Annotated in this window: 19 protein-coding genes; 8 read left to right on the top strand and 11 right to left on the bottom strand. The window is 69.7% G+C overall.

Annotated features, from left to right (window positions below; translation table 11 throughout):
* The first annotated feature begins 20 nt into the window (after positions 1-20).
* Entirely contained in the window at positions 21-722 is a 702-nt protein-coding gene (locus FCK90_RS08340; protein WP_158033852.1) for a hypothetical protein, read from the top strand.
* A gap of 40 nt (positions 723-762) precedes the next feature.
* On the opposite strand, the gene FCK90_RS08335 is transcribed toward FCK90_RS08340, so the two are convergent.
* From FCK90_RS08335 to serS, 7 genes are all read right to left on the bottom strand, one after another.
* Entirely contained in the window at positions 763-1,755 is a 993-nt protein-coding gene (locus tag FCK90_RS08335) for a glycine betaine ABC transporter substrate-binding protein (RefSeq protein ID WP_158033851.1), read from the bottom strand.
* An 11-nt stretch (positions 1,756-1,766) separates the two neighbouring features.
* Positions 1,767-2,555: an ABC transporter permease gene (locus FCK90_RS08330; RefSeq protein WP_158033849.1), complete on the bottom strand. Its 789-nt coding sequence runs from the start codon at positions 2,553-2,555 to the stop codon at positions 1,767-1,769.
* Complete coding sequence (locus FCK90_RS08325) at positions 2,552-3,838, bottom strand: betaine/proline/choline family ABC transporter ATP-binding protein (RefSeq protein ID WP_158033913.1); 1,287 nt, start codon at positions 3,836-3,838, stop codon at positions 2,552-2,554. Before FCK90_RS08325 ends, FCK90_RS08330 begins: the two co-directional genes overlap by 4 nt.
* A gap of 7 nt (positions 3,839-3,845) precedes the next feature.
* Entirely contained in the window at positions 3,846-4,484 is a 639-nt protein-coding gene (locus FCK90_RS08320) for an ABC transporter permease (protein ID WP_158033848.1), read from the bottom strand.
* Positions 4,485-4,704: 220 nt separating this feature from the next.
* On the bottom strand, positions 4,705-5,691 hold the full coding sequence (locus FCK90_RS08315) for an HAD family hydrolase (protein ID WP_158033847.1): 987 nt from the start codon (positions 5,689-5,691) through the stop codon (positions 4,705-4,707).
* A gap of 110 nt (positions 5,692-5,801) precedes the next feature.
* Positions 5,802-6,344, bottom strand: coding sequence for a hypothetical protein (locus FCK90_RS08310; RefSeq protein ID WP_158033846.1), 543 nt, complete (start codon positions 6,342-6,344; stop codon positions 5,802-5,804).
* A 37-nt stretch (positions 6,345-6,381) separates the two neighbouring features.
* A complete protein-coding gene (serS, locus tag FCK90_RS08305; protein WP_158033845.1) occupies positions 6,382-7,683 on the bottom strand; it encodes a serine--tRNA ligase in 1,302 nt (433 codons plus the stop codon).
* A gap of 138 nt (positions 7,684-7,821) precedes the next feature.
* Between serS and FCK90_RS08300 the strand changes: the two genes are divergently transcribed.
* Complete coding sequence (locus tag FCK90_RS08300; protein ID WP_158033844.1) at positions 7,822-8,781, top strand: diacylglycerol/lipid kinase family protein; 960 nt, start codon at positions 7,822-7,824, stop codon at positions 8,779-8,781.
* Positions 8,782-9,009: 228 nt separating this feature from the next.
* On the opposite strand, the gene FCK90_RS08295 is transcribed toward FCK90_RS08300, so the two are convergent.
* From FCK90_RS08295 to FCK90_RS08285, 3 genes are read right to left on the bottom strand one after another with little or no spacing between them, the layout of a single operon-like run.
* On the bottom strand, positions 9,010-10,410 hold the full coding sequence (locus FCK90_RS08295) for a GntP family permease (RefSeq protein ID WP_158033842.1): 1,401 nt from the start codon (positions 10,408-10,410) through the stop codon (positions 9,010-9,012).
* A gap of 60 nt (positions 10,411-10,470) precedes the next feature.
* The gene (pheA, locus tag FCK90_RS08290; protein ID WP_158033841.1) at positions 10,471-11,400 is read right to left on the bottom strand and encodes a prephenate dehydratase; all 930 of its coding nucleotides are present in this window, start codon (positions 11,398-11,400) and stop codon (positions 10,471-10,473) included.
* Positions 11,401-11,413: 13 nt separating this feature from the next.
* A complete protein-coding gene (locus FCK90_RS08285; RefSeq protein WP_158033839.1) occupies positions 11,414-11,749 on the bottom strand; it encodes a rhodanese-like domain-containing protein in 336 nt (111 codons plus the stop codon).
* A 226-nt stretch (positions 11,750-11,975) separates the two neighbouring features.
* Between FCK90_RS08285 and FCK90_RS08280 the strand changes: the two genes are divergently transcribed.
* Positions 11,976-12,326: an ArsR/SmtB family transcription factor gene (locus tag FCK90_RS08280; RefSeq protein ID WP_158033838.1), complete on the top strand. Its 351-nt coding sequence runs from the start codon at positions 11,976-11,978 to the stop codon at positions 12,324-12,326.
* A gap of 6 nt (positions 12,327-12,332) precedes the next feature.
* On the opposite strand, the gene FCK90_RS08275 is transcribed toward FCK90_RS08280, so the two are convergent.
* Positions 12,333-14,747, bottom strand: coding sequence for an ATP-binding cassette domain-containing protein (locus FCK90_RS08275; protein ID WP_158033837.1), 2,415 nt, complete (start codon positions 14,745-14,747; stop codon positions 12,333-12,335).
* A gap of 217 nt (positions 14,748-14,964) precedes the next feature.
* Between FCK90_RS08275 and FCK90_RS08270 the strand changes: the two genes are divergently transcribed.
* From FCK90_RS08270 to FCK90_RS08250, 5 genes are all read left to right on the top strand, one after another.
* Entirely contained in the window at positions 14,965-16,476 is a 1,512-nt protein-coding gene (locus tag FCK90_RS08270) for an NAD-dependent succinate-semialdehyde dehydrogenase (protein ID WP_158033836.1), read from the top strand.
* Between the two features lie 198 nt (positions 16,477-16,674).
* Positions 16,675-18,018, top strand: a complete 1,344-nt coding sequence (gene gabT / locus FCK90_RS08265) for a 4-aminobutyrate--2-oxoglutarate transaminase (protein WP_158033835.1) — start codon at positions 16,675-16,677, stop codon at positions 18,016-18,018.
* Positions 17,981-19,603 (top strand): amidase, encoded by a 1,623-nt coding sequence (locus FCK90_RS08260; protein WP_158033834.1) that lies wholly within the window; start codon positions 17,981-17,983, stop codon positions 19,601-19,603. Before gabT ends, FCK90_RS08260 begins: the two co-directional genes overlap by 38 nt.
* Positions 19,604-19,756: 153 nt before the next feature.
* Positions 19,757-20,077 (top strand): putative quinol monooxygenase, encoded by a 321-nt coding sequence (locus FCK90_RS08255; RefSeq protein ID WP_158033832.1) that lies wholly within the window; start codon positions 19,757-19,759, stop codon positions 20,075-20,077.
* Between the two features lie 39 nt (positions 20,078-20,116).
* Positions 20,117-21,073 (top strand): nucleoside hydrolase, encoded by a 957-nt coding sequence (locus FCK90_RS08250; protein ID WP_158033831.1) that lies wholly within the window; start codon positions 20,117-20,119, stop codon positions 21,071-21,073.
* The last annotated feature ends 1 nt before the right edge of the window (position 21,074 follow it).

Here is a 21,074-nt window from a genome sequence, read left to right as displayed (position 1 = left end):
CCGGGAGGTGACCGGAAGCCATGACTCGTTCCGACGAGGTTCCCCGGCGGGTGCCCTACGTCCTCGAGTACCAGGGGCGCACCGTGGTCCTGGGGGAGCCGTTCCACCTGGCCGAGCTGGATCGCATGCTCACCCGCTCCGACGTCCCCACGACCACCACGGTCTCTGGGACGGGCACGATGCACCTGGACGGGGTGCTGCTCAACAGCGTCTCCGTGGACCTGCCCATGACCGGTTTCTGGGAGCACGTCCACGCCTCCGCGTTCGACGACGCCCCCTGGCCCTCCGACGACTCCCCCATCACCGTCCCCTCGCCGCCGGAGTGGCTCTCCGCCGCGCGCTGCTGGGAGTACGATCCCGTCGCCCCCATCCTGCCCCTGGTCGAGGGGGCCCGGATCGAGCAGCCCGGCGGCTGGCTGTGCCGGCCGTCCTTCGGCGGCGCGGACACGGCGCGGGGCGAGGGCTCGGTGGGGCTGTTCCAGCTCATGGACCAGGACTCGTTCTGGGTGCTGGCCTCGCTGGAGGACCTGGCCGAGATCCGGCTGCTGGCCATGGAGCTCGCCCGGTACCGTCGCGGCTTCGCCGAGCTCGGGGCGTGCTTCGACGAGTTCGAGCGGCCCGGCTCCCTGCGCCTTCCCCTGATCTGCCGGGAATCCCTCGAGGACGAGCTGATCGCGCGCTCGATCGACATCGAGCCCCGGTTCTGGCCCCGCACCGGCTGAACCCGACGGGCTCACGTCGCCCGGGTCCAGGTCGGCGGACTCAGTTCGGTTCTGAGATGAAGCCTTCCTCGACCATCCATTCGAAGGCCACGTCGGCGGGCTCCTCGCCGTCGACGTCCACCTTCGCGTTGAGCCGCTGCAGGGTCTCGTTGTCGAGCCTGGCGATGATGGGGGCGATGGCCTCCTCCAGCTCGGGGTATTCGTCCAGCAGCTCCTCGTTGAAGACCGGGGAGCCGTTGTAGGCGGGGAAGTACTGCTCGTCGTCCTCCAGCACGGTGAGGTTCAGGGCCAGGATGCGCCCGTCGGTGGTGAACACCTCACCGAAGTTGCAGGCGCCCTCGGCGGTGGCGTTGTAGATCGAACCGGTGTCGTACATGCCGATGTTGCCGTCCGGGACCTCGGAGCCGCGGTCCAGGCCGTAGTGCTCGAGCATAGGGGTCATGCCGTCGGCCCGGGAGTTGAACTCCGACTCCACGCAGAAGGTCCGCTCCTCCTCGGGGAGGTTGTGGATGTCGGAGAGCCTGGTCAGGTTGTGCTCCTCCGCGTAGTCATGGCGGACGGCGAAGGCGTAGGTGTTGTTGAACGGACCGGGAGCACCCCAGACCAGCCCGTTCTCCAGGTCCTCGTCGTGCACGGCCTGCCACTGCTCCTGGCTGTCGGGGATGCCCTCCTCGTGGCCCATGTAGGTCAGCCAGGCGGTGCCGGTGTACTCGATGGAGATGTCCGCCTCGTGGTTGAGCATCATCCGGCGAGCCGGCTGCGAACCGGGCACGTTCGTCATGTCGCGGGTGTCGAAGCCGGCGGCCTCAGCGGCCAGGACCATGATCTTGCCCAGGATGAGCTGCTCGGAGAAGTTCTTGGACACCACGCGTACGGTGGTGGACTCCGCGCCGTCGATCTCCTCGATCGAGCCCTGCTCGAAGGCGGGCGTGTACCCGGATGAGGACTGGAGCCCGCATCCGGTGACGGTCAGCAACCCCGCGCCCAGGACGGCGGAAGCTGCGGTGAAACGGGTGGGACGTCGTTTTCTCATAGCCTGCTTCCTCACAATCCACGGGGCCTTGCGATGTGCTCCACCACTCGGCCCACCCAGTCCACGGTGAGCGCCAGGAGCGCGACCAGGATCGACCCGGTGATCAGAACGCGGGACAGGTCCAGGTTCACGCCGGTGGTGATGAGAAGACCCAGGCCGCCTGCGTTGATGAAGGTACCCAGAGTGGCCGTGCCGACCACCAGGACCAGAGCGGTGCGCACGCCGGCCAGCATCAGGGGCACGGCCAGGGGCAGCTCGATCCGCCACAGGACGGCCCAGGCGGACATGCCCATGCCGCGACCGGCCTCGATGAGGGACTTGTCCACCGCGTCCAGCCCGGCCATGGTGTTGGCCAGCACCGGCAGCACCGCGTAGACCACGAGGGCCGCGATGGCGGCGGTGGGCCCGTAGCCGATCCAGGTCGCGAACAGCACGATCAGGCCGACGGCCGGTGCCGCCTGGCCGAAGTTCGCGACTCCCGAGATGAATCCCTTGAAGGGCCGGAAGGGCTTGCGGGTCAGCAGCACCCCCAGGGGGATCGCGACCACCAGGACGATCACCGTCGCCACCAGGGTGAGCCACAGATGCTGCTTGGTCATCGTCCACAGCTCGCCCGGGGCCAGCGTGACCCGCTCGGTGTTGGTCAGATCCGCCGTCAGCAGCCACAGGATCAGGAGGCCCAGGATCGCCAGGAGGATGACGGGATAGAGGATCAGGGAGCGGAGGCTTCCGCGGTCCACCCGCAGGCCGCTCCGGTTGGTGGTCTCCGCCGTGCTCTCGGCATTGGCAGTCGTGGTCATCGCGCCCCACCACCGCTGGGGACGATCGTGATCTCCCCTGTCTCCGGGGAGCGTTCGAGCGTGATGTCCTCGTCGTTGGTCCCCACGGGCGCCTTCGGCTGATTCTCCCCAGCACGCCGGTCGCGCAGCGTCTCCATGACCGTGTCCAGGTCGACGACCCCTTCGAACCGGCCGCGGGCACCGACGACCAGGGCGGCGCCGGCGCGGCTGACGAGCATGGTGTCCAGGGCGTCCTCCAGGGTGGCGCCCGTGCCCACGACGGGCAGGTTCTCCTCGTGGATGTGGGGCAGCTTCTCGGCCCGGCGCAGCTGCTCCACGCTCGGCCAGGCGATGGGGCGCTGCTGCTTGTCCAGGACCAGCACGTGCCCGTGACCCGATTCCTCGGCCTGGCGCAGCGCCTCGGCGGGGGTCTGCTCCGGGGTCACGACGACGGCCTCCATCCGCGGGACCTCGTGCACCCGGGCCAGGCCCAGGGTCTTCAGCCCGGCGCCGCGGCCGACGAAATCGGCGACGAAGTCGTTCGCGGGATCCGAGAGGATCCGTTCGGGGCTGTCGTACTGCTGGATGTGGGCGCCCTCGTCGAAGACCACCACCCAGTCGCCGAGCTTCACGGCCTCGTCGATATCGTGCGTGACGATCACGATGGTCTTCTTCAGCTCCTGCTGGATGGAGATCATCTCCTCCTGCAGCCGCTGCCGGGTGATGGGATCCACCGCGCCGAACGGCTCGTCCATGAGCAGGACGGGCGGGTCGGCGGCCAGGGCACGGGCCACGCCCACGCGCTGCTGCTGGCCGCCCGAGAGCTGCTTGGGATACCGGTCCCGGTACTGGCCCGGGTCCAGGGAGACCAGTTCGAGCAGCTCGTCCACGCGGCTGGCGATGCGCTGCTTGTCCCAGCCCAGCATCTTGGGGACCATCCCGATGTTCGCGGCCACCGTCATGTGGGGGAACAGCCCGCCGGCCTGGATGACGTATCCCATCCGGCGGCGCAGCTCGTCGCCGTTCATGGTGGTGACGTCCTCGCCGTCGATCACGATCGAGCCCTCGGTGGGTTCGATGAGGCGGTTGATCATCTTCATCGTGGTGGTCTTGCCGCAGCCCGACGGTCCCACGAACATGACGGTGGATCCGGCGGGGATCTCCAGGGTGAGGTGGTCCACGGCCGGTGCCGACTTGGAGCCATACTGTTTGGTGACCCCGTCCAGGAGGATCGGGACGCCCGTGACCTCCTGGCCGGCTCCCTGGCCGTTCTGCTGCCCTTCGGCGGATGCTTGGGATGACATGGTGGATTCAGACACGAAGACCCCTTGAGATGGTGAGCCGCCCGATCAGGGCGAGGATGGCGTCCAGGATCATGGCGACGACGATCACGCCGATAACCGCCGTGACCACGGACGCGAGGGCATTGGCTCCGCCCTGCCGGGACAGGCCGGAGAAGATCAGGCCGCCGAGGCCGGGACCCAGGACGTAAGCGGCGATGGCGGCGACGCCCATGACCATCTGGGAGGAGATCCGCATACCGGTCAGGATCACCGGCCAGGCCATGGGGAGTTCCACGCGGAAGAACGTGGCGGTCCGGCTCATGCCGATGCCGCGGGCGGATTCGACCAGGGCGCTGGGAACCGACGACAGCCCCACCACGGCATTGCGCAGGATCGGCAGGATGGCGTAGAAGGTCAGCACCACGACGGCCGGCAGCACGCCGAACCCGAGCGGAGTGATCAGAAGCCCGATGAGGGCGAAGGACGGAATGGTCAGGCCCACGGCGGTCAGGCCGTTGGCGAATTCACGCAGGCGTTCGGAGCGATAACAGACCATGGCCAGGGCCACGGCGATCACCGTGGCCAGGATCACGCACTGGGCCACCAGCGAGAAATGCTGCCAACTGGCGAAAGCGATCTGTTGCCACCGTTCAGCGACATAGTCCATGAAGGGTGCCCCTCAGTCGGAAGAGTATCGGACAGACGCAGCACCCGAGACAGGCTCCCGAGGCCACCCCGGGTGGTGCCCGGAATCACTTCCACCATACGCCGACAGTTGACTGATCATCGGTTTAATTCCCCCGAATTCGGGGGAATTAAACCGTCTTCGCTAGTCAGAGGGGTTGTTCATATTCCGACTCGCCGGGGTTTCACCGGCCGGCCCGGTTTCAGACCAGGCTGCGGAGAATACGCGCGGCTCCGTCGGCGTAGACGCTGCTGGTCACCTCGCGGGCCGCGGCCACCACCTCGTCCGGGGCCTGGCCCATCGCCACGCCGCGGGCCGCCCAGTCGAGCATCTCGACGTCGTTGCGCCCGTCCCCCACCGCCACGGTGTGCGCCGGGTCGACGCGGAGGTACCGGCGCACCTGCTCGAGCGCGGTGGCCTTGGAGACCCCGGCGGCGGCGACGTCCAGCCAGGCCGTCCAGCCGACGGCGTAGGCCACGCCGTGCAGCCCCGCGGCGTCGATCGCCTGGGCGAAGCCCTCGGGGGTGTCCTCGGCGCTGTAGACCACCAGCCGTACGGCGTCCAGGTCGGCGAGCTGGTGGATGTCGGTGCCGATCGCCTGGATCCCGAACGAGCGGTCCTGGAACCGCTCGGTGGCGAAGAAGTGCCCCTCCGCCGTCTCCAGGGCGAACTTGGCGGTCGGCAGCGCCTCCCGCAGCGCGTCGAGCGCCGAGCGCGGGTTGAAGGTCACGGCGTCGATGACCTGGTGGTAGTCGGGGAGGCCCGGATCCAGCTGGAGCGTGATGCCGCCGTTCGAGCACACGACGAAACCCGTCTCCAGGCCGAGCTGCTCGCACACGGGCAGGGTCGCGCCCCGGGAGCGGCCGGTGGAGATCACCAGGTGGTGGCCGGCGGCCGCCGCGGCCAGCGCCGCCTCCTTGACCTCGCCGGACATGACGCCGTCGTGATCCACCAGCGTGCCGTCGACGTCCAGGGCGATCAGGTACTTGACGCCCTCCTCCAGCTCCCAGTCGCTGCCCACGGGCTCGCGGTCCGGCTCTGGGAAGGGCGAGGTCCCGGACTGCAGGAACTCCGGCGTCTCGACGGCGTTGTCGTAGTCGTCGCCCTTGTAGTCGTTGCCCTCGTAGTCTTCGAGCAGGTCCGTGTTCTCCAGCCGGTCGTCGCTGCCGGCGTTCTTCTGCGTAGTCATGATCGTCATGGTGTCACACCACCACCCGCCCCTTCCGTTCCGTGGACCACAGGGGAACCTCCAGGTGAACTCTTGTCGTCCGCCGTCTTGATCGGGCTCAGGGGAGGCCCTCAGACGGGCAGGACGAGCAGGATCACGCCGAGGCGTATGGCCAGCATCGTCATCACCGTGATCGCCGTGTACGAGGGGGCGATCCGCCACATCGCGGAGGCGTCCCCGCAGGGGCGTTTGCGCACCGTGCTCAGCACGAGGTCCGCGGCCAGGTAGAACACCACCAGGGCCGTACTGGCTCCGGTCAGCACGACCGGCAGGGTCCCGAGGTCGTGCACCAGGCCGGCCACCGCGACCACCGCGGAGGTCTCGACCAGGAAGCCCCCGGCGATGAACACCCACGCCGCCCGTTCGGACGGGTTGTAGCCCCTGAACGTCTCGGCGTAGTCCGGGTGATCGGGACTGAGCCAGGTGCCGCCGTCGTCCGGTGCCAGCAGCGCGACGTGCGGCGGATTCCGCAGCCGGACGCTCATGGCCTCCCGCGGCACGCCGACGGCCAGGCCCGCGAGGAAGTGACCGAGTTCGTGGATAGCGACCGACGCCCACAGGACGCCGAGGACCACCGCGATGACGAACAGCGAGGCCACGATGTCTAGGTCCATGCGACCACCCTACGGACCCCGCGCAGCCGGGCCGGCCTCAGGCCACGGGCTCGATCCGCTCCTGTCCGCGCATGTACGGGCGCAGCGCCTCGGGGATGGTGACGGAGCCGTCCTCCTGCTGATGCGTCTCCAGGATCGCGACCAGCCACCGGGTGGTCGCGAGAGTGCCGTTGAGGGTGGCCACCGTCCGGGTGCCGCCCTTCTTGCGCTTGCCGCCCTCGGTGGTGTCGGCGAGGCGCTCGCGGATGTTGAGGCGACGGGCCTGGTACGTGGTGCAGTTCGACGTCGAGGTCAGCTCGCGGTAGCGGCCCTGGGTGGGGATCCAGGCCTCGCAGTCGAACTTGCGGGCGGCCGAGGTGCCGAGGTCCCCCGCCGCCGTGTCGATGACCCGGTAGGCCAGGCCGCAGGACTGCAGCATGTGCTCTTCCCACTCGAGCATGCGGGCGTGCTCGGCCTCCGCCTGGTCGACGGGGCAGTAGACGAACATCTCCAGTTTGTTGAACTGGTGCACGCGGATGATGCCCCTGGTGTCCTTGCCCGCGGAGCCGGCTTCACGGCGGTAGCAGGAGGACCAGCCCGCGTAGCGCAGGGGGGCCTCGCCCAGGTCCAGGATCTCGTCGGCGTGGTAGCCCGCGATCGCGACCTCGGAGGTGCCGACCAGGTAGAGGTCGTCCTTCTCGAGCCGGTAGATCTCGGCGTCGTGCTCGACGTCGAACCCCGTGCCGCCCATGATCTCGGGACGCACCAGGGTGGGGGTGGTGAGGCAGATGAAGCCGTTGTCCACCGCCAGGTCCTGGCCCATGCGCAGCAGCGCGGTCTCCAGGCGGGCGATGTCGCGCTTGAGGAAGTAGAAACGGGAGCCGCTGACCTTGGCCCCGCGCTCCATGTCGATGCCGTCCACCAGCTCGCCGATGGCCAGGTGATCGCGCGGTTCGAAGCCCTCGGCCGAGAAGTCGCGCGGCGTGCCGACGTGCTTGACCACGGTGAAGTCGTCCTCGCCTCCCGTGGGAACGCCGTCGACGATCAGGTTGGGCATGGCGTTGAGCAGCTCTTCGATCACGGTCTGCGCCTCGGCGGCCGTGGTGTCGGCGTCCTTGACCCGGCCGGCGAGCTCCTTGACCTCGGCCAGGAGGGCCTGCTTGGCCTCCCCCTGTGCCTGGGCGACCTTCTTGCCGAAGACCTTCTGCTCGGCCCGCAGGTTCTCGTATTCGGTGATCGCACTGCGCCGCGAGGCATCGGCCTGCAGGACGCGGTCCACCACGTCCGGGGAGAGACCACGTGCGATCTGGGAGGCGCGGAACTGGTCGGGGTGCTCACGGAGAAGATTGATGTCGATCACCCAGTCAGGGTAACGGAGGAAGCGCGTCGTGGCGCCACCGGGACGCGGTTACGGCAACGCTCGCAACGCCGGTAGCGTTGCCCCTGTACCCATCGCCATCCCGCGCTGTCCCTGCCAGCGTCCTTCAAGGAGCCGCCCGTGGTCTCGACCCCCTCTCCTCAGCGCGTGGCCGTGGTGATCAATCCGTCGAAGTACGACGCCGACTCGGCCCGCGACACCCTGGTGGTCACCTGCCGCAAGGCGGGATGGCCGGATCCGATGTTCCTGCCCACCACCGTGGACGATCCGGGCACCTCCATGACCTACGAGGCCCTCGCGGCCGGTGCCGACGTCGTCCTGGCCGCAGGTGGTGACGGCACGGTGCGCACCGTGGCGGAGATCCTGGCGAACACCGGCACCCCGCTGGGGGTCATCCCGCTGGGCACCGGCAACCTGCTGGCCCGCAACCTGGGCGCGCATCTGGACGACATCCACCACTCGGTGGACATCGCCCTGTTCGGCGATCAGCGCCGGATCGACATGGTCTCCTTCTCCACCGAGAACATGCGGGGCGAGCACTTCACCCATGCCTCGTGCGTGATGGGCGGGGCGGGCTTCGACGCCGAGATCATGACCAACACCAGCGAGGAGCTCAAGCGCCAGATCGGATGGATGGCCTACATCGAAGCCGGGATGCGGAGGATCACCGCCGAGCCGGTGTGGACCCGCTACAGCATCGACGACGGCCCGTGGCAGACCAAGCGCCTGCGCTCGATCCTGGCGGCCAACTGCGGCGTGCTGACCGGCGGCCTGGTGCTCGTACCGGTCGCGAAGATCAACGATGGGCGGCTCGACGTCGTGGTGATCGCACCCCGCGGCCCGCTCGGGTGGGTGACGCTGACCAGCAAGATCATCTTCAAGCAGCGCCACGATCTGCCCTCGATGGAGCACTCCTCGTGCCGCAAGGTCCGGGTGGAGTTCCACAAGCCGACCGAGGCGCAGATCGACGGCGACGGGATCGGCCGGATCACGGCCTTCGAGGCGAAGATCATGCCGGAGGCGCTCTACCTCAGGGTTCCGCCGTCGCAGGGTGATGAGGCCAACGACCTCCTGGCCTGACCTGCCCTCTCCCACTCTCCCCACTCTCCCCANAACGACCTCCTGGCCTGACCTGCCCTCTCCCACTCTCCCCACTCTCCCCACCCGCCGAGTGTCCGATTGCGGACCGATTTTCCGCGATTTCCGGTATGCGATCGGACACTCGGCGGGGGGGGGGGGGGCGGGGGGGGGGGGGGGGGGGGGGGGGGGGAGGGGGCGGGGGCGGGTTGGGTTGGGTTGGGGGAGGAGTCAGAAAGCTCCTGCTGCCACGAAGATCACCCCCGCGATCGCGAAGCCGACCACGCCGATGATGGTCTCCAGCACCGTCCAGGTCTTGAACGTGGTCTTCACGTCCATCTCGAGGAGCCGGCCGACCAGCCAGAAGCCGGAGTCGTTGACGTGGGACAGGGCCACGGATCCGGCGGCGATGGCCAGCACCAGGGCGCCCACCTGGACCTCGTTGTAGGCCCCGGCCATGACCGCCGGGGCGATCAGGCCGGCCGCCGTGGTCAGGGCGACGGTTGCCGAGCCCTGGGCCACGCGCAGGATGAGCGCGATCAGGAAGCCCGCCAGGATCACGGGCACGCCCATGTCGGAGAGCACATCCGCCAGGGCGTCACCGATGCCCGAGGAGCGCAGCACGCCGCCGAACATGCCACCGGCACCGGTGATCAGGATGACCGAGCAGACCGGGCCGAGCGCCGACTCGAAGGTCTTCTCGATGGCGCTGCCGCTCACGCCGCGGGCCCTGCCGATCAGGAGGGCCGCGACGATCAGGGTGATGGTCAGTGCCACGGGTGTCTGCCCCACGGCCACCAGGACCTGGTACCAGAGGTCACCGCCCACGCTCTCGGGGATGAGCCCCGCATTGAGCAGGGTGGTCAGGCCGGTGTTCAGGAAGATCAGGATCAGCGGCAGCAGCAGGATGAGGACCACGGTGGCGGTCTTCGGCGGGTTCTGCACGTCCTCGGCCTTGCCCAGGATCGTGGGCACCGGGAGGTTGATGCGCTTTCCGGAGTAGAGGCCGAACAGGTAGGAGCTCAGGTACCAGGCAGGCAGGGCCACGATCAGGCCGAGCAGCAGCACGATGCCCACGTTGGCCTCGAAGAACGCCGATGCGGCGACCGGCCCCGGGTGGGGCGGCAGGAAGATGTGCATCGCCGAGAAACCGCCGACGGCCGGCAGCGCGTACCGCAGCACTGAGCCGCCCAGACGGCGGGCGACCGAGAACACGACCGGGAGCATGACCACCAGGCCGGCGTCGAAGAAGATCGGGAAGCCGAACAGCAGGGAGGCGATGCCCAAGGCCAGCGGCGCCCGCTTCTCACCGAAGATGCCGATGAGTTTGTCCGCCAGCACCTGCGCCCCGCCGGAGGTTTCCAGCAGCCGTCCGAGCATGGCGCCCAGGCCGACCAGCAGCGCCACGGTGGACAGCGTGTTGCCGAATCCGCTGGTCATCACGGGCACGACGGCATCCATCGGGATGCCGGTCGCCACGGCCGTCAGGCCGCTGATCACGATCAGCGCCAGGAAGGCATGGACCTTGAACTGGATGATGAGCACCAGCAGCACGACGATGGCCGCTGCTGCGATGGCTAGGAGGGGTCCGGCTGTGAGGGTCTGCTCCCAGCCTTCGAGTTGTTCAACCATGGCTACCCACTTTCACGCAGCGGCCCCTTTGCCGTGCGCCTCGATCCTCTGTTGTACGGCTCAGCTCTTCTGAGCCCGTAAGCCGGCCACCCAGTCCCTGGCCTGGGTGAATGCACCGTCGGTGTGGTGACTGGCGACGGTGGCCGGTTTGTGGTCCGCCCGGGCGTAGGAGCCCAGGAAGCGTGTGGTGGGACAGATCCGCCGCAGGCCGACCAGGGCCTCCGCGACGCGTTCGTCCTCGATATGACCGTCGATGTCGACGCTGAAGAAGTAGTCCCCCAGGTAGTTGCCCGTGGGGCGGGACTCGATCCGGCTGAGGTTCACCCCGCGCGTGGCGAACTGCTCCAGGATCTCCATCAGGGCCCCGGCCCGGTCCTCCCACAGGGGGATGACCAGCGTGGTGCGATCCGCGTCGGTCCTGCCGGGCAACGCCGAATCCGGGCCGCCCAGGTGCACGAACCGGGTCACGGCCTCCGGGTTGTCGCCGATGTTCTCGGCCAGTACCACGAGTTCCGGGTGGGCCTCGCTGACGTTGGGGGCGCAGATGGCGGCATCATAGGGAGCCGCCGTCGCCCCCAGCAGGCCGAGAGCGCCTGCGGCGGTGGAGGACGCCGGGATGTATTCCGCCTGCGGAATACTGGCCTCCGCCCACTGACGCACCTGCGCCCAGGCGTGCGAATGAGTGGAGACGGCCCTGATCGCCGTCAGAGGCTTGTCCTCGAGCGCCACCAGGTCGAAACGGATGGGCACGAGCATCTCGGCCAGGATCCGCAGTTCGGGGCCGGTGGCAACGGCATCCAGGGTCGCCGAGACCCCGCCCTCGACGGAGTTCTCGATCGGCACCACGGCCGAGGAGGCTCGCCCCTCCCTCACGGCGGCCAGGGCAGCGGGCACCGAGCTCGCGGGGAGGTGATCGTTCCCGTCGGGGTCGACCTGCCGCAGGGCGGCCTCGGTGAAGGTCCCTGCCGGACCCAGATATGCGATGGTCATGTGCGCTGGGCCGCTACTTCACGTGGGGTTCGGCGCCGAGATCGGAGACCATGGGCTTCTCCGCATCCGCCCAGGCCCCCATGCCGCCGAGCACGTTGATCGGGTCGAAACCGGTGCCGGCCAGGAATGCCGTGGCCTTGAGCGAACGCCCGCCGGTGCGGCAGATCACGTAGACGTCGACGTCGAGCGGGACCTCCCCGTAGCGCTCGGAGAGCTGGCCCAGGGGAATGTGCTGGGCGCCTTCGATGTGCCCGGCCTCCCATTCGAAGTCCTCACGGACGTCCAGGATCTTGGCCTCAGCCGGGATCTCGTCCACGGATGCGCTGGGCAAGTTGTCGATGTTGTCCACGGTCGTGCTCCTGTCCGGTTGTCGGTGCCCGTAACGCCCCCACAATACGCACCGTTGCACGCCGCCGTGACCAAGGGCACGTCCACCGGCGCCCGGGGGCGGAGGAGCCCGGTGGATTCCGGTGGATTCCGTGAGCAGCCGGATGGCTCCGTAGCATCGTGGACAGCGCATACCCTGGTCCGGGCCGGCCCCGGCCGGGATGCCGGCGACCGCGAGAAGAGAGCGCATGAACGACGAGAACCCGCAGCTGGCGCCCTACGCCGCCGTGTCCCTGATCTTCTCCGCGCTGTCCAACCCCGCCCGGTCGGCGATCGTGCACCGGCTCACCGAGTCGCCCTGTTACGTGGGCGAGCTGGTCGAGCACCTCGAGCTGTCCCAGCCGCTGGTCTCCCAGCATCTGAAGGTCCTGCGGCAGGCGAACCTGGTGCAGGCCGTCCGCCACGGGCGCCAGAGCCGGTACCAGCTCATGGACGAGCACGTGACCCATCTCTTCCTTGATGCCCTGCACCACACGCACGAGCATGCGGCGCAGGACCGGGAGGAAGAGCTCCACGACGACGACAGCGTGGAGAGCTGACCGCGGCTACCCCTCGACGTACCGGGCCAGATGCTCTCCGGTCAGCGTCCCGGCGTCGGCCACCAGCTCGGCGGGCGTGCCCTCGAAGACCACCCGGCCGCCGTCGGAGCCCGCCCCGGGGCCGAGGTCGATGATCCAGTCCGCGTGGGCCATGACCGCCTGATGGTGCTCGATCACGATCACGGACTTGCCCGATTCGACGAGCTTGTCCAGCAGCGCCAGCAGTTGCTGGACGTCGGCGAGGTGCAGGCCCGTGGTGGGCTCGTCGAGCACGTAGATCCCGCCCCGGTCCGCCATGTTGGTGGCCAGCTTCAGCCGCTGCCGCTCGCCGCCGGACAACGTGGTCAGCGGCTGCCCCAGCGTGATGTAGCCGAGTCCGACGTCGTCCAGGCGCACCAGGATCTTGGAAGCGGCGGGGATCCTCGCCTCCGCGGCGCCCTCGGTCTTGCCCTCGAAGAACTCCCGGGCCTGGGCCACGGACATCGACAGCACCTCGCTGATGTCCTTGCCGCCCAGGCGGTAGTCGAGGACGGCGGCCTGGAAACGCTTTCCCTCGCAGTCCTCGCACTCCGTGGCGACCCCGGCCATCATCGCCAGGTCCGTGTAGATCACCCCGGCGCCCTTGCAGGTGGGGCAGGCGCCTTCGGAGTTGGCGCTGAACAGTGCCGGCTTCACGCCGTTGGCCTTGGCGAAGGCCTTGCGGATCGGTTCGAGCAGGCCGGTATAGGTGGCGGGGTTGGAGCGCCGCGAGCCCTTGATCGCCCCCTGGTCGATGGCGATCACGGAGTCGTCGCCCGCTGCGTCGTCGAGGAAGCCGTGGATCAGGGAGCTCTTCCCGGATCCGGCGACCCCCGTGACCACCGTCAGGACGCCCAGGGGCACGTCGACGTCCACGTCCCGCAGGTTGTGCATGCGGGCCCCGCGGATCTCGATCCTGCCCGACGGCTCGCGCACGGACCCCTTGAGCGAGGCGCGATCACCCAGGTGGCGTCCGGTCAGGGTGTCGCTGTCCCGCAGGCCTTCGACGGTGCCCTCGAAGGTCACCTGCCCGCCCCCGGTGCCCGCGAGCGGTCCGAGGTCCACCACGTGATCGGCGATCACGATGGTCTCCGGCTTGTGCTCGACCACCAGAACCGTGTTGCCCTTGTCGCGCAGCTGCAGCAGCAGGCTGTTCATCCGCTGGATGTCATGGGGGTGCAGGCCCACCGTGGGCTCGTCGAAGACATAGGTGACGTCGGTCAGGGGCGAGCCGAGGTGCCGGATCATCTTGGTGCGCTGCGCCTCACCTCCGGACAGCGACGACGACGAGCGCTCCAGCGCCAGGTACCCCAGCCCGATCTCGACGAAGGAGTCCAGCAGCTCCGTCAGCGAGTTCAGCAGGGGGCGGACCGAGGGCTCGTCGATCCCCCGGACCCACTCGGCGAGGTCGCTGATCTGCATCGCGCAGGCATCGGCGATCGAGACACCGCCGATGCTGGCCGACCGGGCGGCCTCGTTCAGCCGGGTACCCCCGCAGTCCGGGCAGGCGGTGAAGGTGATAGCCCGGTCCACGAAGGCGCGGATATGCGGCTGCAGCGCCTCCCGCTCCTTGGACAGCATGGACTTCTGGATACGCGGGATCACACCCTCGTAGGTCAGGTTGATCCCGTCCACCTTGATCTTGATGGGCTCCCGGTAGAGCAGGTCCTGGAGCTCCTGCTCGGTGAACTCGCCGATGGGCTTGTCCATGTCGAAGTAGCCGGAGCCGCCGTAGAGCCGCCCGTACCAGCCGTCCATGCTGTAGCCGGGAACGGTCAGGCCGCCGTCGCTGAGGGACTTGGAGGCGTCGTAGATCGCGGCGAGGTTGACGTCGGAGACCCGCCCCAGGCCCTCGCACCGGGGGCACATGCCGCCGGTGACGCTGAACTCACGGCGTTCCCTGACCTCCTTGCCGTCCTTCTGCAGGGTCACCGCGCCCTTGCCGCTGATCGTGGCCACGTTGAAGGAGAACGCCTTGGCCGAGCCGACGTACGGGGTCCCCAGCCTGCTGAACAGGATGCGCAGCATGGCGTTGGCGTCGGTCACGGTGCCGACGGTCGAGCGCACGTTGGCCCCCATCCGCTCCTGGTCCACGATGATCGCCGTCGTCAGCCCCTCCAGGACGTCGACGTCGGGCCGGGCCAGGGCGGGCATGAAACCCTGGACGAAGGTGCTGTAGGTCTCGTTGATCAGGCGCTGGGACTCGGCGGCGATGGTGCCGAAGACCAGGGAGCTCTTCCCGGATCCGGAGACCCCGGTGAACACCGTCAGGCGGCGCTTGGGGATCTCGACGTCGATCCCCTTCAGGTTGTTCTCCCGGGCGCCCTGGACGCGGATGGTCTCGTGGTTGTCGGGGGCGCCGGGCTGACCGGTCGTGGCGGGGCTCACTGCATGGGGGGTCATCTGGTCTCCGTTCGTGATGCCAGGATCATCTCACCACGAGCCCGCCGGGTCATCGGGCGACCGGCGTGCGCTGTGCGCTGAAGACCAAGGAAGATGTCCTGAGACCCTCCGCCCGCTCCCCGCGCGTGCCTAGGATGAAACCGAACCCAGCGGGGCGCCCGGCCGCCTCGCTCCCCCAGGCTGCCGAGGGCGGCAGCCAGCGAAGGAGGTCCGTCAAATGACCGATCACACCGTCATCGCCTCGGGCGATCCGTCCGTCTCCGCCGAGCAGATCGAGGATCTCCTGGCCCGCACGCCCAAGGGCCTTCTGATCAACGGGACGTGGCAGGACGCCTCCGACGGGTCGACCTTCGACGTCGAGAACCCGGCGACCGGCGAGGTCCTGGCCACGCTGGCATCGGCCACGCCCGAGGACGCGCAGGCCGCCATGGACGCCGCCGCGCAGGCCCAGGAGGACTGGGCCCGGACCGCCCCGCGCGAACGCGCCGAGATCCTCCGCCGCGCCTTCGACCTCGTCCAGGAGCGCCGCGAGGACCTGGCGCTGCTGATGACCCTGGAGATGGGCAAGCCGCTGGCCGAGGCGAACGGGGAGGTGACCTACGGCGGCGAGTTCCTGCGCTGGTTCTCCGAGGAGGCCGTGCGGCACTACGGCCGCACGGTGTCCTCGCCCGAGGGCAACCTGCAGGTCGTCGTCCGGCACAAGCCCGTGGGGCCCTGCTACCTGATCACGCCGTGGAACTTCCCGCTGGCCATGGCCACCCGCAAGGTGACCCCGGCCGTGGCCGCCGGCTGCACCATGGTGCTCAAGTCGGCCAAGCTCACGCCGCTGACCTCCCAGTACTTCGCCCAGATCATGATCGACGCGGGGCTTCCGGCGGGCGTGCTCAACGTGGTGACCTCCATGTCGGCTTCGGCCGTCTCGGAGCCGATCATGTCCGATCCCCGGCTGCGCAAGGTCTCCTTCACGGGCTCGACCCCCGTGGGCAAGCAGCTCATGAAGGACGCCGCGGATCACGTCCTGCGCACCTCCATGGAGCTGGGGGGCAACGGGCCGCTGATCGTGTTCGACGACGCCGACCTCGACAAGGCCGTGACGGGCGCTGTGGCCGCCAAGATGCGCAACATGGGCGAGGCCTGCACGGCCGCGAACCGGATCCTGGTGCACGAGTCGATCGCGGAGGAGTTCACCTCGAAGCTGGCCGCGAAGCTCTCGGAGCTGGCCGTGGGCGACGGGACCCTCGAGGACGCCAAGGTGGGTCCGCTCGTGGACGCCAAGGCCCTGGAGTCGGTGACCGCCTTCGTGGAGGACGCCGTGGCCAAGGGCGCCCGGGTGGTCACCGGCGGGCACCGCGTCGGGGAGAAGGGCTACTTCTACGCCCCCACCGTGCTGGCCGACGTCCCCGAGGACGCCCGGGTCTCCTGCGAGGAGATCTTCGGCCCGGTGGCGCCCGTCATCACCTTCACGGACGAGGACGACGCCGTCCGGATCGCCAACACCACGGAGTACGGCCTGGCCTCGTACGTGTTCACCGAGGACCACCGGCGCGCCTACCGGGTGGCCGACCGCATCGAGTTCGGGCTCATGGGTCTGAACCTGGGGGTGATCTCCAACGCGGCGGCCCCGTTCGGCGGCGTCAAGCAGTCGGGCGTGGGCCGCGAGGGCGGCTCCGAGGGCATCGAGGAGTACAGCACCGTGCAGTACATCGGCGCGGAGAGCCCCTGGAGCTGATCGCGTGACCGGCGGCCGGACGCCGCTGACGTGCTGATGACCGTAAGACCCCTGGTTCCGGGGTCATCAGCACGTCAGCGGCGAGGTCCCCTCGCGCGGCGGGCATGAGACGATGAGCACAGACACCACACGGCCCCCTGGACCCGCCCCATCGCGGGGAAACCCGGGTGCACGGCCAGAACACGGAAGGACCCGTCGATGAGCGAAATCCAGTACCGGCTGCCGCAGAAGCGCGAGATCGCCGGCGAGTTCCCGGGCGAGAAGTCCCGGGCCCTGGCGGACCGGCGGAGCTCGGTGATCGCCACCGGCGTGGCCTCCTCCGTTCCCGTCTACGCCGCCGACGTGGACGGAGGGGTCGTCGTCGACGTCGACGGCAACTCGCTGATCGATTTCGGTTCCGGCATCGCCGTGACCACGGTGGGCGGCTCCGCGCCCAAGGTGGTCGAGAACGTGAAGAACTCCGTGGAGCGCTTCACCCACACGTGCTTCATGGTGACCCCTTACGAGGGGTACGTGGAGCTGGCCGAGCGCCTGGTGGCGATCACCCCCGGCGATCACGCCAAGAAGGTCGCCCTGTTCAACTCGGGGGCCGAGGCCGTGGAGAACGCGGTCAAGATCGCGCGCGTGGCCACCGGGCGCGACGCCATCGTGGTCTTCGACCACGCCTACCACGGCCGCACCAACGTCACCATGGCCATGACGGCCAAGAACATGCCCTACAAGAACGGCTTCGGGCCGTTCGCCCCGGAGATCTACCGCGTCCCGGTGTCCTACCCCTTCCGCGACCCCGAGGGCATGAACGGCGCGGAGGCGGCCCGGCGCGCCCTGGAGATGGTCGACAAGCAGATCGGTGCCGACAACGTCGCGGCCGTCGTGATCGAGCCGATCCAGGGCGAGGGGGGCTTCATCGTCCCGGCTGACGGGTTCCTGCCGGCCCTCTCCGAGTGGTGCACCGACAACGGCGCCCTGTTCGTGGCCGACGAGGTGCAGTCCGGGGTGGCACGCACCGGTGAGTGGTTCGCCGTGGAGCACGAGGGCGTCGTCCCGGATCTGATGACCATCGCCAAGGGCGTGGCCGGAGGGATGCCGCTGTCCGCCGTCGTCGGGCGCGCGGAGCTGCTGGACGCCGTGCACGGCGGTGGCCTGGGCGGAACCTACGGCGGCAATCCGGTGACCTGCGCCGCTGCGATCGGCGCGCTGGACACCATCGAGGAATGGGACCTGAAGTCCCGGGCCAAGCACATCGAGGCCGTGATCCACGCCTCCCTGGACTCCCTGGTGGAGGGCACCGGCGTGGTCGGCGAGGTCCGCGGACGCGGAGCGATGATCGCCCTGGAGTTCGTGAAGCCCGGGAGCCGCGATCCCCACCCCGAAGCGGCCAAGGCCGTCGCCGCCGAGTGTCTCGGGAAGGGCGTGATCATCCTGACCTGCGGCACGTACGGCAATATCGTGCGGCTGCTGCCCCCGCTGACGATCACGGACGAACTGCTGCGCGAAGGACTGGATGTCCTCTCCGATGCCATCGCCGCGCACGACCGATGAGCTGCCCCTGACCGATGCCGTGGCGTTGCGCGACGCGCTGCGCCACGGCCGGGTGTCCTCCGGCGAGGTCGCGACGGCGGTCCGCGAGCGCGCGGTCGCCGTGGAGAACCCGGATTCGGGCCCGGCGCTGGGCGCGTTCGTGCACATCGCCCCGGCCGCCGAGGTCACCGCTGCAGCCTCCGCGCTGGACGATCGTCCCTCCTGGGACCGCGGACGGTGGCACGGCCTGCCCATGGCCCTCAAGGACCTCCAGGAGGTGGAGGGGCAACCCACCACCCAGGGGTCGCTGGTGCTGGCCCCGGGCGGCCCCTCGTCGGCCCCGGTGGCGGTCGCGGACGATGAGACGGCAGCCCTCCACCGCGCTCATGGGGCCCTGCTGTTCGCCAAGACGCAGGTCCCGGAATTCGGGCTCAACTGCTACAGCGAGAACCTGGTGGCGGCGCCCTCGCGCAATCCCTACGACCTGGAATGCGGTTCCGGCGGTTCCTCCGGCGGGCAGGCCGCGGCCGTGGCCGCCGGGGCGCTTCCCGTAGCGGTGGGCTCCGACGCGGGCGGGTCGATCCGCATCCCGGCGGCCGCCTGCGGCCTGATCGGGCTGAAACCCTCGCGCGGGATGGTGCCTGTCGGCGACGGGCTGGCCGACCACACGCAGCTGGCCGTCCAGGGCCCCCTCGCCCGCACTCCCGCCGACGCGGCGCTGGTCTTCGACGGGCTCACGGCGCATCTGCGCACCGTGCCGGGAGGCAACCGCCTGTTCCGCCCCGTCAGCGCACCGGGGGCCCGGCAGGCCGCGTCCCCGTGGCGGGACACTGCCGCGGACGCGATCGCCGAACCCACCGCCGGGCGGTTCCGCACCGCGGTCGAGGACTCCTCCCCCGCGCTGGAGGCCGTGCTCGGCGCCGCCCGCGGCCGGATGCCCTGGGGCCAGCGGCCGCTGCGGATCGGGGTGTCCACCGCGTCGCCCTTCAACTCCGCCCATCCCACGCCGGTCTCCCCCGAGGCCTCATCGGCGCTGCAGGCCGGCGTCGACGCCCTGCGGGCCGCGGGGCACGAGGTCGCGGAGGCGGATTTCGGCTACGACCCCCGGTATCCGGAGGCCTTCTTCGCGCTGTGGACCACGTCCCTGGGCGTCGCCCCGCTGGACGCCGAGCAGGAGGACCGGCTGACCGGACTGGCCAGGCACTACCGGCGCGCGGCCCTGGAACGGTCCGCCACCGACCTGGCGATCGCCGTCCGCGTGCTCCGGGACCTCGAGAAGGCCACCCTGCGGGCGTGGGACGCCTACGACGTCGTCCTGACCCCGGCCCTGGCCCAGACGCCCCGGCCGCTGGGCTGGTGGTGGGAGGGTTTCGATCCCGCGGATCCCGCCTCGGCGGCCCAGGACTACGAGAGGCAGTGCCGCTACACGCCGTTCACCTCGATCGTCAACGTGGTGGGGCTGCCCGCCGTCGTGGTGCCGACCACCTGGGAGCGCTCCGAGTTCGGCGGGAGCCGCGTGCCCATGGGGATCCAGCTGATCGGCCGCCCCGGCGCCGACATCGGGCTCCTGGCGCTGGCCGAGCAGGTGCGCGGCCGGCTGGGCTGAGGCCCGCCGGCCCCGCGGCGGTCAGCCGGTGGCGAAGAGGCGCCGGGCAGGAGACGTCGTCGTGGCCCGCCGTGGCGCCGGTGTGCCACGATCGACGAGTACGCCGGGGCTGCGCCCGGCACGAGTCGAACACGAGTCGAAGGAGTGATCCGCGTGATTTTCATCGTCGTGAAGATGCCCGTGAAGCCCGAGTACGTCGATCAGTGGCCCGAGCTGGTCCGGGAGTTCACCGACGCCACCCGCGCCGAGCCCGGCAACAAGTGGTTCCAGTGGTCCCGGTCGATCGAGGACCCGTACGAGTTCGTCCTGGTGGAGGCCTTCGACGACGATGCCGCCGAGGCCCACGTCTCCTCCCCGCACTTCGAGAAGATGCAGCGCGACTTCCCGCAGTACCTGCGCGCCACCCCCAAGATCATCTCCCGTCAGATCGAAGGCGACGACTGGGACGACATGGGCGAGCTGCAGGTCGGCTGAGCTCCGTTCTGCCGGGGCCGGGGCCGATACCTTAGGGGCATGACCCGCAAAGTTCTCATCGACTGCGATCCCGGCATCGACGACGCCCTGGCACTCATGCTCGCCCACGGCAGCCCCGAGGTGGAGCTCCTGGCCGTGACGGTGTGCGGCGGCAACCAGACCCTGGAGAAGGTCACCCGGAACGCGCTCTGCCTGGCCGACGCCCTGGGCCTGGACGGGATCCCGGTGGCCGCCGGCGCCGACCGCCCCCTGGTACGCGAACCCCTGACGGCGAGGGACATCCACGGGGACACCGGGCTGGGGCTGGTGGAACTCCCGGAGCCCCGTTATGCGCCGGACCGCCGCCATGCCGTGGAGGTCATCGCCCGCACGGTGCTCGACGCGCAGCCCGGGGAGATCACCCTCATCGCCACCGGCCCGCTCACGAACCTGGCGCTGGCCATCCGGCAGTACCCGGAGATCGTCGGCCGGGTACGGGAGGTCGTGCTCATGGGCGGCGGCGTGGCCACGGGCAACGTGACCCCGGTGGCCGAGTTCAACGTCGCCGTGGACCCCGAGGCCGCCCGGGCGGTCTTCACCGCCGGCTGGCCGGTCACGATGGTGGGCCTGGACACCACCCACCAGTCGCTGGCGACGCCGGAGGTCGAGGCGCGTTTCGCCGGGCTGGGGACGCGCCCGGGCGAGATCGCCGTCGGGCTGATCCGCAGTTACCGCCATGCCTACCGGCACAACCAGGCCTTCACGGACCCGCCGTGCCACGATCCGGTCGCGGTGGCCCGCGTGATCGCTCCTGAATTCGTCGGAGTTCGCCGGGCGCCCGTCGATGTCGAACTGCACGGTGAGCTCACGGCCGGGCAGACGGTCGTGGACCTCCGGGGCCTGGAGCCGGAGGAGTGCCCGACCGCCGTGTCCACCGAGCTGGATCACGCGGGGTTCTGGGACCTGGTGGTCGACGCCGTACGGGCACTCGGCGAGCCCCGTGCGCAGGAGGCCTGAC

Origin of the sequence: Kocuria coralli (assembly GCF_008831305.1) — a bacterium.
Lineage (GTDB): Bacteria > Actinomycetota > Actinomycetes > Actinomycetales > Micrococcaceae > Kocuria > Kocuria coralli.
Note: the sequence above shows the minus strand (reverse complement) of the source record. Positions and strands in the feature narration are given on the sequence as shown.

Excerpts from the sequence above, each read along its gene's own strand:
- FCK90_RS08325 (WP_158033913.1), bottom strand. The coding sequence starts at position 3,838 with ATGTCATCCCAAGCATCCGCCGAAGGGCAGCAGAACGGCCAGGGAGCC.
- FCK90_RS08250 (WP_158033831.1), top strand. The coding sequence starts at position 20,117 with ATGACCCGCAAAGTTCTCATCGACTGCGATCCCGGCATCGACGACGCC.
- gabT (WP_158033835.1), top strand. The coding sequence starts at position 16,675 with ATGAGCGAAATCCAGTACCGGCTGCCGCAGAAGCGCGAGATCGCCGGC.
- FCK90_RS08335 (WP_158033851.1), bottom strand. The coding sequence starts at position 1,755 with ATGAGAAAACGACGTCCCACCCGTTTCACCGCAGCTTCCGCCGTCCTG.
- FCK90_RS08260 (WP_158033834.1), top strand. The coding sequence starts at position 17,981 with ATGTCCTCTCCGATGCCATCGCCGCGCACGACCGATGAGCTGCCCCTG.
- FCK90_RS08315 (WP_158033847.1), bottom strand. The coding sequence starts at position 5,691 with ATGACTACGCAGAAGAACGCCGGCAGCGACGACCGGCTGGAGAACACG.
- FCK90_RS08340 (WP_158033852.1), top strand. The coding sequence starts at position 21 with ATGACTCGTTCCGACGAGGTTCCCCGGCGGGTGCCCTACGTCCTCGAG.
- pheA (WP_158033841.1), bottom strand. The coding sequence starts at position 11,400 with ATGACCATCGCATATCTGGGTCCGGCAGGGACCTTCACCGAGGCCGCC.
- FCK90_RS08295 (WP_158033842.1), bottom strand. The coding sequence starts at position 10,410 with ATGGTTGAACAACTCGAAGGCTGGGAGCAGACCCTCACAGCCGGACCC.
- FCK90_RS08330 (WP_158033849.1), bottom strand. The coding sequence starts at position 2,555 with ATGACCACGACTGCCAATGCCGAGAGCACGGCGGAGACCACCAACCGG.
- FCK90_RS08270 (WP_158033836.1), top strand. The coding sequence starts at position 14,965 with ATGACCGATCACACCGTCATCGCCTCGGGCGATCCGTCCGTCTCCGCC.
- FCK90_RS08310 (WP_158033846.1), bottom strand. The coding sequence starts at position 6,344 with ATGGACCTAGACATCGTGGCCTCGCTGTTCGTCATCGCGGTGGTCCTC.
- FCK90_RS08275 (WP_158033837.1), bottom strand. The coding sequence starts at position 14,747 with ATGACCCCCCATGCAGTGAGCCCCGCCACGACCGGTCAGCCCGGCGCC.
- FCK90_RS08320 (WP_158033848.1), bottom strand. The coding sequence starts at position 4,484 with ATGGACTATGTCGCTGAACGGTGGCAACAGATCGCTTTCGCCAGTTGG.
- FCK90_RS08280 (WP_158033838.1), top strand. The coding sequence starts at position 11,976 with ATGAACGACGAGAACCCGCAGCTGGCGCCCTACGCCGCCGTGTCCCTG.